At 54.0% G+C, this 13,097-nt stretch carries 12 protein-coding genes; 3 read left to right on the forward strand and 9 right to left on the reverse strand.

Going from position 1 to position 13,097, the window contains the following annotated elements:
- Positions 1-70 precede the first annotated feature (70 nt).
- Together C4318_06530 and C4318_06535 are read right to left on the reverse strand one after the other, a co-directional pair.
- Entirely contained in the window at positions 71-1,030 is a 960-nt protein-coding gene (locus C4318_06530; GenBank protein ID MER3454800.1) for an alpha/beta hydrolase, read from the reverse strand.
- Between the two features lie 197 nt (positions 1,031-1,227).
- Positions 1,228-2,394 (reverse strand): acetyl-CoA C-acyltransferase, encoded by a 1,167-nt coding sequence (locus C4318_06535; GenBank protein ID MER3454801.1) that lies wholly within the window; start codon positions 2,392-2,394, stop codon positions 1,228-1,230.
- 290 nt (positions 2,395-2,684) lie between these two features.
- On the opposite strand from C4318_06535, the gene C4318_06540 reads away from it, so the two are divergent.
- The gene (locus tag C4318_06540) at positions 2,685-3,869 is read left to right on the forward strand and encodes a rubrerythrin family protein (protein MER3454802.1); all 1,185 of its coding nucleotides are present in this window, start codon (positions 2,685-2,687) and stop codon (positions 3,867-3,869) included.
- A 183-nt stretch (positions 3,870-4,052) separates the two neighbouring features.
- Here the strand turns inward: C4318_06540 and C4318_06545 are convergent, their stop codons facing one another.
- The 4 genes from C4318_06545 to C4318_06560 form a co-directional block, all read right to left on the reverse strand.
- A complete protein-coding gene (locus tag C4318_06545) occupies positions 4,053-5,165 on the reverse strand; it encodes a hypothetical protein (protein ID MER3454803.1) in 1,113 nt (370 codons plus the stop codon).
- A gap of 105 nt (positions 5,166-5,270) precedes the next feature.
- The gene (locus C4318_06550; GenBank protein MER3454804.1) at positions 5,271-6,833 is read right to left on the reverse strand and encodes a hypothetical protein; all 1,563 of its coding nucleotides are present in this window, start codon (positions 6,831-6,833) and stop codon (positions 5,271-5,273) included.
- Positions 6,808-7,566, reverse strand: coding sequence for a hypothetical protein (locus tag C4318_06555; GenBank protein MER3454805.1), 759 nt, complete (start codon positions 7,564-7,566; stop codon positions 6,808-6,810). The genes C4318_06550 and C4318_06555 overlap by 26 nt, the downstream gene beginning before the upstream one ends.
- A gap of 16 nt (positions 7,567-7,582) precedes the next feature.
- Positions 7,583-8,065, reverse strand: a complete 483-nt coding sequence (locus tag C4318_06560) for a peroxiredoxin (GenBank protein ID MER3454806.1) — start codon at positions 8,063-8,065, stop codon at positions 7,583-7,585.
- A gap of 312 nt (positions 8,066-8,377) precedes the next feature.
- Between C4318_06560 and C4318_06565 the strand changes: the two genes are divergently transcribed.
- Positions 8,378-10,003, forward strand: coding sequence for a hypothetical protein (locus C4318_06565; protein MER3454807.1), 1,626 nt, complete (start codon positions 8,378-8,380; stop codon positions 10,001-10,003).
- Between the two features lie 161 nt (positions 10,004-10,164).
- Positions 10,165-10,701: a hypothetical protein gene (locus C4318_06570; GenBank protein ID MER3454808.1), complete on the forward strand. Its 537-nt coding sequence runs from the start codon at positions 10,165-10,167 to the stop codon at positions 10,699-10,701.
- Between the two features lie 40 nt (positions 10,702-10,741).
- On the opposite strand, the gene thiD is transcribed toward C4318_06570, so the two are convergent.
- The 3 genes from thiD to C4318_06585 are packed head-to-tail and all read right to left on the reverse strand — an operon-like array spanning position 10,742 to position 13,096.
- Positions 10,742-11,590 carry a bifunctional hydroxymethylpyrimidine kinase/phosphomethylpyrimidine kinase gene (gene thiD / locus C4318_06575; protein ID MER3454809.1) on the reverse strand — a complete coding sequence of 283 codons (849 nt, stop codon included), beginning with the start codon at positions 11,588-11,590 and terminating at the stop codon, positions 10,742-10,744.
- On the reverse strand, positions 11,587-12,297 hold the full coding sequence (locus tag C4318_06580; GenBank protein MER3454810.1) for a hypothetical protein: 711 nt from the start codon (positions 12,295-12,297) through the stop codon (positions 11,587-11,589). The genes thiD and C4318_06580 overlap by 4 nt, the downstream gene beginning before the upstream one ends.
- Complete coding sequence (locus tag C4318_06585; GenBank protein MER3454811.1) at positions 12,290-13,096, reverse strand: thiazole synthase; 807 nt, start codon at positions 13,094-13,096, stop codon at positions 12,290-12,292. Before C4318_06585 ends, C4318_06580 begins: the two co-directional genes overlap by 8 nt.
- Between the last annotated feature and the right edge of the window lies 1 nt (position 13,097).

Raw genomic sequence — 13,097 nt, forward strand, 5'->3', positions numbered from 1 at the left:
GTCTCTACGACCCCACTCCCTACCCCGCTTGACGATGAGTCTCCAAAAGCGCTCTGCGAAGAGCGCAGGCTCAACCATTCTCTAAAAACTCGAGCACGAGTTCCGCTACTTCCTTTGGCTTTTCTATGTGGACGAAGTGTCCCGCGTCTTCGAACACCTCCAACCTTGCACCTTCTGGTAAGAAAGGCTTTACCGTCTCAGGCGTGGTACCCCAACCCATCTGCTCCGGCTGAAGACCAAGAATACCTAGCAAGGGCGCGGACATAGATCTCAACCGGAAAAGAGCCCACTCGGGCTTCCAAGGACCTAGTCCGCCGAAGCGCAAAGACGGATCGATCTTCCATCTCCAGCCATCGGGGTGCTTCCTGGCGCCAATGGGAACTAGATATCGAAGCCACTCCAAAGAAAGCCTGGGGTTCATTCGACCTCTACGTCTTGCCAAATCGTCAATCGTTCCTGGCTTTCTGACTGCCTCGGCTGCTCGTGCCCGATGCTGTAACCAGTCGCGCAGAGTCTCCCCAAGCATTCTTCGGCGCTCTCGTTCGGCAATGTCTGGGCTCGGGCGCCTCGATGGGAGCCCATCGATGTTGACTACTTTCTTTACCCTGTGCGGACACGCCTCCGCCAGATGCAGCATGAGTGCCCCTCCCTTCGAGTGCCCTATGACAGAGACGGGCTCACGGGAGACAGAGTCGATTACACGAAGAGCATCCCTAATATCGGCATCCCAACTGTAGAGGTGAGCGTGCTCCGAGTCCCCGTGACCGCGCTGATCCCAAGAGATCACGCGATAACCGGCGTCTGCGAGGAGTGGCGCGAATACATCGAAAGTTCCTGCAAAATCGAACCCCCCATGTACCAGAAAAACCGGTTCGCCTCTTTCGTCACCCCATTCGTAGACAGCTATGCGAAGTCCGAAGGAGTCGATCGCTCGAAAACGGTCGGGTCGGCGCGCGCCCGGGTAAGTTATTACCTCGTCGATCCCTTCCTCTTCTAGAGCTTCGCTTGTCCCTTTATTCGCGTCGCTCATCTCTAATACCTCGGATTCGCTCACTTAGTGGATCTGGGACTCGTTGGATTTGGAGGCCCGCTTAACTTGTGGGCCTCCTGCCAAGTGCATCACTGGCCGCGTGAATAGTTCGAACTCTGGATCATTTTGCGGCCTGAGCGCCCTGTATCGCTTCAACTCTTAGTCGCCCTGAGATCCCTCACGACCATCTGCTTTCCTCAGGACAAGCGCTCTATGATCATGGCCATACCTTGCCCACCGCCTACGCACATAGTCTCGAGACCCACTGTTTTGTCAAGGGTTTGGAGGTCGTTTATGAGAGTGCCCATGATTCTGGCTCCTGTCATTCCGAAGGGATGCCCGAGAGCAATAGCTCCACCGTGAGGATTGAGCTGATTTTCGATGTCTATTCCCAACTCGTCACAGACCGGAAGGACCTGTGCAGCAAAAGCCTCGTTAAGCTCGACTACGTCAATGTCGGTGATCTTCATCCCAGTTTTGTCGAGGACATTCCTTACAGCCTCTATGGGACCCACACCCATAATCTCGGGAGCTATACCGGACACCGAAGAAGCAATGATTCTAGCTAGAGGCTGGATTCCCAAAGATCGGGCCCGCTCTTCTGACATAACGAGTACCGCGGCTGCCCCATCATTCAAGGGGCATGAGTTTCCGGCGGTCACCTTGCCATCCGGCTTGAAAGCAGGCTTTAGCTCCGCCATCTTTTCGAGCGTCACGCCCCGCCTTGGCCCGTCGTCGGTGTCAACTACAGTCCCATCTTCTTTGGTATAGGGAACTATCTCCCTAGCAAAAAATCCGCTGTCTTGAGCTGCTACCGCTCGATCCTGGGAGAGTTTCCCAAACCAGTCCATTCTTTCGCGGCTAACGTTGTATTTTTCTGCGACGTTCTCGGCCGTCAGGCCCATGGGTATATAGACATGGTTTACAAAATCTGGTCTACTCTCATCGAGAAATCTCCTGTTGAAATCCTGAGCAGTGAATCCTTTGTTCATACAGCGCGTGATGCTTTCTACACCCCCGCAGACATAAGTGTCGCCCTCACCGGTCTTTATCGCATGAAAGGCCATGCGGATGGCTTGCAATGAAGAGGCGCAAAACCGATTGACGGTGGTTCCCGGAACGGAGTCAGGCAGTCCTGCGAGAAGAGCAGCGTTGCGTCCAATGTTGTATCCCTGCTCGTGATGGGGCAGCCCGCAACCGACTATGACGTCGTCGACGTCGGCCTTGTCGACAGCAGGAACCTTCTCCATAAGCTTTTCAATCACGAACGCGAGAAGGTCGTCAGGGCGTACATCAATTAGCGACCCTTTGTTTGCCCTCCCTATCGCGGAACGCGCAGTTGCGACGATAACTGCCTCAGGCATCACTTGCTCCTTGTCTCGCTTGACTGTGCTAGGCGAACGGAGAACTATCAGCACCTCTCGCCTATCTGATTGCCGTTCGAAGTCTACATACCCGAGGTTACGATTGCCGAACCGCTCCCCGCACACGCCGAGCCAAAAACGCGATGCACCCGAGTGCTCCGAAAAAGTTCATTCCCCGGCAAACAACTCCACTAGGGGAGGCGCGCTCACCCAACAGACCCGGTTTGTTTTTGTGTTTTCCAATTAGCTCAGCGGAAGTCCTGGGCGCAAAAATAAGTAAGCTCTCTGAGATGAAAAAGTTACTACCCGATATTCGTCGATACCTCGACAACCTACAAGAAGAGACCGACGCTGCCGCCTTGTACGAGGCAATGGCTGACGCCGAGCGCAACCCCAAGCTCAAGCGGATCTATCGGGAACTTTCAGACACCGAGCGTCGGCATGCACAGTTCTGGGTGGCAAGGATCGAAAGCGCCGGCGAGTCAGCTCCCGAAGTCAAAGTGGGATGGCGTGCACGCATCCTTTGCTGGCTCGCTCGGCGATTTGGGCCTAATGTCATACTCCCAACGATGGCCCAGCGGGAGTATGCCGGACGATTCCGCTACGACACTCAACCCGAAACCGAAAACACCTCGCTGAGGACCGATGAGAGGTCCCACGCTGCGCTTCTTTCCAAGCTGCGAACTGGAGACGAAGCAACCGCCGCAGAAGACCGTCTGAACCTCGCCAATAGCATAACCCATGTAGAAGGCCCGCCTGGGCCTGCAATCGCTCGCCTCGAAGGAAGGCACCGAACGGTTCAGGGCAATACCCTCCGAGCCGCAGTACTCGGAGCCAACGACGGCCTCGTTTCTAATCTGAGCTTGGTGATGGGAGTGGCGGGGGCAGAGTTCTCCCGCGGCGGAATAGTCATAGCGGGAATCGCAGGGTTACTCGCAGGATCGATTTCTATGGCTTTAGGCGAGTGGCTCTCGGTCAGGAGCTCGCAAGAACTTTACGAACACGAGATGGAGATAGAGGCCGAAGAGCTTGAGGCAAACCCAGAGGCAGAGGTAGAGGAGCTCAAGCTAATCTTCGAAGCAAAAGGTGTGGATGCACCACAGGCTTCTCAACTCGCAAACGAATTGGTAAAAGACAAAGAAAAGGCCCTCGAAACGATGGCCCGTGAGGAACTCGGGATCGACCCGGAGGAGATGGGCGGATCTCCGATGGCTGCGGCTTCAGCCTCGTTCATTCTATTCGCGGTGGGTGCAATAATTCCGCCTTCACCCTTCTTTTTCTTCGGAGGATGGGTTGGCATTGTCTCGAGTCTAATATTGAGCGGTCTCGGACTATTCGGACTGGGAGCAGCCACAACTCTTATGACTGGGAAGCCCGTACTATTTGCAGGGACAAGGAGCCTAATAATAGGAATGCTCGCAGCTGCGGTTACTTTTGGCATCGGCAGGCTTCTGGGTGTGTCTTTAGGGGGATGAAACCATCCCTGTGCTTGTTAGTCATGATCTTGTTTGGCAACAACGACACCAGTACTGCTAAGTCTGGTCATTTGACTTGGTTGATCTCGGCTTAGGACAAGCGAGGGAATATGTTAGCTCCCCCAGATTTCGGGCGGTTTGGTGCATAAAAGGGTCATGGTCTTCGAGCGTTCTGTTCACACGCTAGGCAAGCTTGGAAGCTATGGAGCTGGCCACCCTTAACAGACTTCCCTCGGCACCGGTAGCATCGAAAGTTCTGGGTGGTGCCTGAACAGCTTCTTCTAGCATCTGCTCCAAAAGCTCGGCAGGCTCTATGCGAGGATCGACCCACAAGTACACCGATAGTGCCCCCGGAATGGTGTTAATCTCGTTTAGGTACACTTCTTCTCCGTCGCTGAGAAAATCGATGCGAGCGACGGACCGCACCGCTGCGATGTTTGCGATCTCTGTCGCGAACCGCCGTATGGTCTCTTCAATCTCAGAGTTCAACTTCGCAGGGACCTCGCGTGCCATTCCCTCCAAACCCTCTCTGCGCATGTACTTTTGTTCGTAATCCAGGACTGCTCTTTGAGAATCCTCCCTAAGTGGCCTTTCTATTGCCGAAAGTTCCAGGCGAGGCCAAGTCTTGACAGCGATATTCAGATCGAAGAGATCCTCTCGGTAGGGCTCAACAACAAAACCCCCTCTAAGGTGTACAGAATTCTTGGCGACGCTCTCTAGAGTGGCACGGTCGGCAACCACTTCTATGCCGATAGACGATCCTCCGAATCTCGGTTTGAGAATGTAAGGCGGATCGAAAGAAATCTTTGTTAGTCGAAGGGCAGAGCCGGCCACTCGATCTAACACGGGCATTCCGGCGTCACGAGCCATGCAGTAAAAGAGGTACTTGTCCATCCCTACGAATGCACCTACATACGATGGGCCGGTGTAAGGAATACCGCAAAGGTCCAGGGCCGCTTGTAGGGTGCCGTCCTCTCCTGGTCCCCCATGGCAAGCGTTGAGCACAACGTCGAGCTCAAGTCTCTTGATGCGCCTTGCCAATAGTCCCTCTTGGTAGAAGAAGCCACCGTTGGAATTCACCACAAAACGAAGTGGCCTGTGTCCTTTCGGTGGTCCCTCTAGATAGTCGCGGGCTTCGAGTTCAGGTGGGGTCTCGAAAAACTCGCCCGCTTTGGACCAGTAGATACACGTGACTGAATGTCCCGCGTTTTGGAGAATCCTACTAGCCTGAAGCCCCGTGAGGATACTCACGTCGTGCTCCGGAGACGGTCCCCCGAAAATCACACATACCTTCATCACGCACCAGCCCTACGTTCTTCTCGTCAGCGCTCGGGTAGTCACCGATAAGTTGCTGGATAGATTAGTTCGTGCTGTAGAAGGCCTGAACAACCAGCCTCAACCTCAGGGGTAGTGATCGGGTAGGTCGTTTTCGTAGAGTACGACGTCACCACCTTTTAAGTTGTCTCTGACCCAGGCTACTGCCTCGTCTCTCGTATCGAAGATCCTAGCCTCGCGTCCGGCGGCCCGAGCACCTTCCAGTAATGCTTTTCTATTGGTGAATCCAACGATGACAAGTTCGAAACCCTTCTCGCACACCTCGCTGGCAAACTTCAAATTCTCTTCAAACTGGATGTCGCCCAGCTCGACCATCCCGGGAGTGACCACTACTACCCTAGATCCCTCCGTCCTAAGTGATTCCAGTAGCTTCAAAGATTCTCTTACACCTGCTGGGTTCGAATTGAAGGTATTGTCCACCACGAGGGTACCCTTCTGCGAGCGCTCTACAGCCCGGCGATGCTCCACAGCAGGGAGTGTATCTAGGCGCCTGGAAATCTCCTCTGGCTTGCAGCCTGCAGCCAAAGCAAGCTCCACGGCTGCTGCTACGTTGTAGGCAATGTGCCTGGAAGCATCGAAACTCCCCAGAAGCGTGCCCTTGTGAAATATCCTGCCTTTCTCGCCGGAGACATCGACAAATACGTCCGCAGCTGGATCTTTGCAGGAATACCACAAGACCCGAGGTACTTCTCGGTCCTGTTCCCCGCTCGTGTGCTCTTTTACTTTGGCTGCAACAAGAGGATCATCGGCGTTTGCCACAACAACTTTTGCGCCTCGCAGAATCTCTGCTTTCGCCGAAGCTATCGCCTCGATGCTCCCGAAGCGCTCTAGGTGAACGGGCCCCACTGCCAAAAAACCTACGATTTTCGGCTCAAGCCAACTGCACAAATCCGCTATCTCACCCGGCCCATAAGTCCCTAACTCTACGACGAAAACCTCAGTAGAGTGAGGCATCGACTCGTTTATTGCTCGAGCTATCCCTAAGCGATTATTGAAGCTCGCGGGAGTAGCGAAGACCCTTCTGAATCCAGATAGCAGGTGCTCGGTGTAACGCTTAGTTGTGGTCTTTCCGTAGGATCCAGTCAAAGCAACAACAAGAGGCATTACTCTGTCTAGTTTTTGGCGTGATGCTTTTATAAATTTGTCGGAGAGTAACCTCTCGACAGGGGCGGTTATAGCCAAGCCAAGATCCACGACGGCCGGTGCTGTGAGCCCAGAAAAAACAAAAATCGTGTAGCCAATCCGCCCTCCGAGATAACCGGCGACGCCCGCCACACCATAGAACGCCGCGACTATCCCGGCGAGCCTCCGCATCCGCGGAGTCCATGCAAGCTTGGAAGTTCTTCCTCTGAGCGTCAGCCCGGCAGGTAAGAAAACGAGGAACCACGTTGCCCCCGTCCCCCAAAACGGATGCACAAATGACAGGCTTGCTAGGACGAGGTACGAGAGAAGTAGCAACAAGTTGCCAGAGTGAAACGTCCACCACCTAACAGCGAACTCTGCTACAGAACCTGGGATGTAGTGTTCGCGCTGAGCAACCCTCAGCCAGCGAACAGTCGACACAAGGATCCCGGCGTAGGTTATGGCGATTACGATTAGGTACTCAGCGCTGCGTTCTCGGAGACTCAATCCGTTCCTCAGCTTCTTCGATTGCCTCGCGGAACTCGTGTCGCTCAAGGACTGAATAGTGGTCCGCTCCCTCGAGCACCATAAGTGCGGCCGAGGAAAGAATCGCCCGAGCTCGGCTCGCTATCTCTATCGGCACGACTGTGTCCTCGGAGCCCCATACAAGAGTGACATGACAGCGAATTTGCTCCAACACCGTGCCGTACTCCTCGTTTACAACTCGAACTAACACGTCGCGCATCACGCCATTGGACGATCGATAATCTGCGGATCCATACCTTCGCCTTGCCCGGTCTAGCCGCTCTTCCGAGACGAGACCCAACCTCGCCAGTTTTTTTACGAAACGATATCCAACAGGTGATCTGGGAGCGTCTCCCAAGCGAAGAAGCGGTGTTCCTGTAAGCACCAACGATGAAACTAGATCCGGGTGGAGCTGTGCGAGCCTCACCGCAATCCGTCCACCAAAAGAGTGACCCACAACCGCAAAACGCTCACCCATGCTGGAAAGTGTCTCGGCTAGGAATGCGGCATACTCCGCACTTCCCCATGCATCACTTGGTGGCGGACTCGCCCCAAAGCCCGGAAGATCGACTGCAAGCGCCGCCATACCTGAAAACGCCAGATTGAAGTCCTTGTGACTCCGGCCCCATCCATGCAAGCCGATGATTTTCGGAGGCCTATCCCCGTAGAAAGCCCCGAACAATTGTCCTCGGTCAAGCTGGGATAAGGGGGGCACGCTTTAAGTCCCTCCATTAGCTGCTGTTTTCAGGATCGCTATCACTGCCCCTAGCAGCTAACACTTCCAAGGCTCGGTCCGCGTGGACGTTCATTGAAAACTCGTTGTGCACTACTTCCAAAATCTCTCCGCCCTTATCGATCACAAAAGTTGTGCGCTTTGCAATAGGAAGCAGGTTCCGCTTTACGCCGTAGAGCTTGCACACCGTCCCGTCGGGATCCGCTAGCAGAGTGTAGGAAAGGCCGTGTTCTGAAGCGAACTCGCTTTGTTTATCGACGTTGTCGGTGCTGACCCCGAAAATCCTTGCACCGACCTTTTCGAACTCCGATCTCAGATCCCTGAAGTGACATGCTTCGGCAGTACACCCAGGAGTAAACGCCTTTGGATAGAAGAACAGCACAACGGGACTGTTTGCCCATACTTCGGAGAGTTGAATTTTTTCTCCGGTATGTGTCAGGGCCTCAAAATCCGGAGCCCTATCTCCAGGTTGTAGCGCCATTGTCGACACCTCCAAGAGATCTACATCTAAGCAAAGCACCATCACTTTGCTGAAAACTGCCGCTGCAAAACTCTAGCCGACCCCTACCGTGGCCTTCACGCAGCCATACATCGCTATTCAGCTCCTGTTAAGTAGCGTGGCCCCTACCTATGCGCTACCAGAACCAGTGCGACGGAAGCTAGCTAGGAGTGCGTCTACGATGAGAAGATACACTCCAGATTCGCATAGCACGGTGCTCTTACCCGTGCTAGACAAGCTAGATAAGTACAAAACGAGCAAGCTATTGGAGTCCATCTACTCAAGAGGCTGATTATGCGGATTGTTGCCAAGACACGAGTCGGAAAATTCGAGGGAGTAGATGCGGGCCGCGCCATGGTATTCAAGGGCATCCCCTACGCCCGACCCCCTGTCGGAAAACTTCGCTTTAGGTCGCCCGAACCTCCGCCTCCTATACGAAGTACCTACGATGCCACAAAGTTTCGACCTTCATGCCTTCAACCGCCTTCAGAGCTCTTCCCTCAGACCGGCCCTACAGAGATGTCCGAAGACTGCCTTTATTTGAACATTTGGACTCCTCGTCTAGACACGAAACCTCGGCCAGTCATGGTTTGGATTCACGGCGGAGCATTCGTTGCGGGATCGGGGGCCTTCCCCTGGTACGACGGAGCACGACTCGCCAATCACGACGTGGTCGTCGTAACGCTCAACTACCGACTGGGCCCATTTGGGTTTCTCTACCTGGAAGCTCTCCTAGGATCAACATTTGCCGAGTGTTCAAACCTCGGACTCCAAGATCAGATGGCTGCACTAGCCTGGGTGCGGCAACACATTGAGGGATTTGGAGGAGATCCCGAAAACATTACGATTTTTGGAGAATCGGCGGGAGCAATGAGCGCGGCAACGCTGATGGGAGTCCCCACCGCCAAAGGGCTTTTCGAAAGAGTGATAGCCCAAAGCGGTGCAGCCCACAATGTTTTACCTGCCGAAGTCGCCGCTAGGATCGCAGAAAAGTTCGCCGAGCAACTGGAAAACATTACGGGGGAGCGAATAATACAGGGAGATGCAATACAAAAGATTCCGGCCACAGCAGTTCTGGATGCCGGGATGGAAACCCTCGCCTATTTTAGCGATCCTCGCGAAAACCACAGGTCGCAAAGGCATGAGAAGGGAGATCCCACAATCCTTCTTCCTTTCCAACCAGTACTCGACGGCTCGCTTATTCCCCGTAGGCCTTTAGACGAAATTGGCGAAGGAAACGCTGCTGGCATTCCGTTGATAACGGGCACAACTCGCGACGAATACATGCTGTTTACCTTCACCGATAGAGCGTTTCACAGTCTTGATCGGAAGATGGTTATCCGGCGCATCGAGAGAACTTTTATTACGGCCAAGCAATTAGGGCTATATTCAGACAAATCGCATCTCTCATCAACTCGACAGGCAACAGACATTTACGACTTCTACGTCGATTGGCTACGGCGCCACAAACGTCCTGCGGATGCTAAACATGTCTGGGCAGCAGTTGCGACCGACATAATGTTTCGAGTTCCCGCAATTCGCCTAGCCGAAGCTCAGGCTCCTTACGCTCCTTCTCGTCTTTATTTATTCACCCGTCCGTCTCCAATGGCGAACGGTAAGTTTGGATCTCCTCATGCCATCGACATTCCATTCGTCTTTGGAAATCTCGAAGATCCCGCGGCCAAGTTGTTCTGCGGGGAGGGACCAGAAGTTGTAAAGCTCTCTTCCGAGATGCAGTTGTTATGGACATCATTTGCTGCTAAAGAGCCGCCTCACAGTCCCAGAGTTCCAGAGTGGCCAACCTACAGCTTAGATAGGGAGTCGAGACGGCCAGGGTTAATCGTAGAGCTCGGAGACTTTGTCGGTGTAGTAAAAGATCCTGAAGCCGATAAAGCCTACCTCTGGGAAGGGATCCTCTAGGAGGCGGCCAGCTCTTAAGAATCATCGAAAGTGAATCTCAAAGCGTCTGCTCAAGAGAATCTTTTCGATGTCTTGAAAAACTAATCGCAGAATAGTCTCAGGGCAAATCGGGTTTGTTAAAGAAGCTTTCACCGGGTGTCTTGTTGCATTCGAGGTGAGCCATGAGGAGCCGGCTCCCAGATGATCGAGCGTCGGAGAAATTGCGGCGGCGGCAAATCTCTGTTGCGCCGCACCGGATTGCCGTCTACCTCGACTTAGAGAATCTATTCTACGAGTACCGACAGGTCGCAGCGTTAGAAGCTGGCCTCGCAGAATTGTCATCCTTTCTCGCTCGCCTGCGCAGGCGAGGCACGGTCGTAGCTGCGGTGGCGGCTTGCGATAGGGACCTACAGAAAAGAGTCGCTATAGAGTTAGACAGGTTGGGAATCAGACCTTTTAGACACAGAGGCGGGCCCGACGCCGCAGATAAACAGCTGCTCGATTTTCTTCGCCACGAGGTACCAGCTTCATGCCAAACAGTGATCATAGGCTCGGGAGATCACATATTCGCAGAAGAGGCGCGTCGTTTGAGACAAAGTGGAAAGCGCGTTGAAGTCATTGCACCTCGCAGCAAGATATCTGCCGAGTTATACAAGGCGGCAGACAGCTACGAAGAGTTTGCTTTACCACCCGAACGCAAATCCGACAAGATTGCTTGAGCAGTCGCCTCGCGAGGTAGCCACTCGACACCCCAGCTGCTTACTGGAGCGTGGTCTTGAGGGTGCTCGCACCTAGGTGATCGACGGGCCCGCGGCCCCCGCCAAGGCGCCATGTGGCAGCTAGTTCTAAAGCTCTCGTGACGTATTCCTTTGCAGCCGCTATCGCAGCTATCGGTTCGTCTCCGAGTGCGAGTCGCGCAGCGATGGCAGATGCAAAAGTACAGCCAGTTCCGTGGACATTTTTAGTGTCGATGCGAGGAGATCGAAGCTCGACAATTTCGCCAGACGGAGTAAACACTACGTCGATAGCCTCATCAGCCTGCTGTTCTAGATGGCCTCCTTTTATGACCACGTATCGTGCGCCCGACCCAGCTAACTCCTCCGCCGCGTTCCTCATCGCTTTTGTGTCCTTAATCTCCCTTCTTACCAAAACCCGGGTTTCCCGCAAATTGGGAGTTACAACCAGAGCCTGGCTAAACAAGACTTCCAGGTAAGCGTGCTCGGCGTCTGCATCCAACAACCGATCTCCGCTGGCTGAGACCATGACGGGATCGACAACCAGATTGGGCAAAACTCCTTGTTTCGCCAGCTCTGCCACAGTGCTGATGATCCCCGCGTTAGCCAGCATCCCTGTCTTTGTAGACAAGATTTCGATGTCAGAGACGACAGCTTCGACTTGGGCCAATACAAATTGAGCGGGGAGAACGTAGATACCTCGTACGCCTTTGGTGTTCTGCGCAGTTACGGCGGTGACGGCAGATGTACCGTGGACCCCGTGAGCCAGAAAAGTTTTTAGATCAGCTTGAATCCCCGCGCCGCCGCCGGAGTCAGAGCCTGCAATAGTTAGAACAGAGGGTGGAGTAGGGCGCGGGCGAGCCGGGGTGCTCACCGATTTTTTCCTTTCTCAGAAACCGCTTCTACTTCTCTCAGCAGACTAACGGCAATCGAGGACGGGTCTCGAGATTTCATAACCGCTCCACACACAGCCACTCCGTCTGCGCCTGCGGTGATGCACTCCTTTGCTTTACCAATCTCAATCCCTCCAAGAGCTAGCAGCACAGGTCGGCGTGTGCCCTCGACAGCGCTGGATCTTACAGCTCTGATGAGATCGACTCCGGACCCAGTGAATCCTTTTTTGGAAAGCGATGAAAAGATTGGGGAGATCGTTACGTAGTCCGCCCCCTCGATGAAGGCCCGGAAATAGGCCCACGGTGAGTGAGTAGATCTCCCTAACAATCCTCCATACAGCGCGTGCTTGGAAGGGTACAGAGCATCCGAAGAAAGGTGAAGCCCTGTGGCAGTCAACTCTTTGGCGATAAGAGCTCCGCCGTCTCTTTGGCTAGAGGTAGCAACAATAAAACTAGCGCCGTACGAAAACGTCACCTCAGCAACGCAATTGGCGAGCTCGAACCTCCTCGAGGGCTCCAAATCCTTCTCTCTGTACAAGACTCCGACCTTAGATACCGCGGACGGGCCTAGTTTCTCTATTCCAGCAAGAGTTCGGCTGACCTGGTATGGAAGCGGAAAAAACGCAATACGTCTGTCTGTCACCACAAGAACCCTGGGCACCCGGACCATTGCTAGGAGCTCAACCAAACTCAGGAATACCTTCAAAAGTAGTCGACGGTTCTGCGTAGTAGCGACGAGGAATACGCCCTGCCCTGCGAGCGAGTCGTCCGGCCTCCACAGCCCTTTTTATGGCCATTGCCATCGATACTGGGTCCTGGGCTTTCGTTATCGCCGATGCACTGAGTACCGCGTCGCATCCGAGCTCCATAGCATAGGCAGCATCAGAAGGCGAGCCTATCCCTGCATCAAGCACCACAGGTACGTTAGCTGTCTCGACTATGAGAGAAATGTTGTATGGATTTCGGATCCCCATGCCCGAGCCAATAGGAGATCCGAGAGGCATAACAGCAGCACAGCCGATCTCCTCGAGTCTCTTGGCGGTTACCGGATCGTCAGTCGTATAAGGAAATACCAAAAACCCCTCTTCGACCAGTTCTTGCGCAGCTTTTAAAAGCTCGGAGACATCGGGAAGGAGTGTCCTGTCATCTCCAATCACCTCGAGCTTTACCCAGTTTGTCTCGAACGCCTCTCTGGCCAGATGAGCTGTAATAATCGCTTCCCTGGCAGTGAAACAACCGGCGGTGTTAGGAAGAAGACGAACCCCGCAAGTCTCTAAAACGTCGAGTAGCGAACCCTTTGCGTCAGGATTGATCCTGCGGAGCGCAACAGTGGCTATCTGGGCACCCGATGCCCTCAAAGATCGTTCCAGAACATCGAGACTGGACGCACCGCCAGTCCCGAAGATCAATCTCGAAGTGAACTTCTCACCTCCGAATTCAAAGACGTCGTCTTCTAAACCAACCGTTGAAAGCTCAGACGTTTCCAGA

It is taken from the genome of Acidimicrobiia bacterium (assembly GCA_040289475.1).
Classification (GTDB): domain Bacteria; phylum Actinomycetota; class Acidimicrobiia; order ATN3; family PSLF01; genus PSLF01.

Coding starts and splice junctions, on each gene's coding strand:
- C4318_06530 (MER3454800.1), bottom strand. CDS start 1,030: ATGAGCGACGCGAATAAAGGGACAAGCGAAGCTCTAGAAGAGGAAGGG.
- C4318_06560 (MER3454806.1), bottom strand. CDS start 8,065: ATGGCGCTACAACCTGGAGATAGGGCTCCGGATTTTGAGGCCCTGACA.
- C4318_06570 (MER3454808.1), top strand. CDS start 10,165: ATGAGGAGCCGGCTCCCAGATGATCGAGCGTCGGAGAAATTGCGGCGG.
- C4318_06535 (MER3454801.1), bottom strand. CDS start 2,394: ATGCCTGAGGCAGTTATCGTCGCAACTGCGCGTTCCGCGATAGGGAGG.
- C4318_06545 (MER3454803.1), bottom strand. CDS start 5,165: ATGAAGGTATGTGTGATTTTCGGGGGACCGTCTCCGGAGCACGACGTG.
- C4318_06540 (MER3454802.1), top strand. CDS start 2,685: ATGAAAAAGTTACTACCCGATATTCGTCGATACCTCGACAACCTACAA.
- C4318_06565 (MER3454807.1), top strand. CDS start 8,378: ATGCGGATTGTTGCCAAGACACGAGTCGGAAAATTCGAGGGAGTAGAT.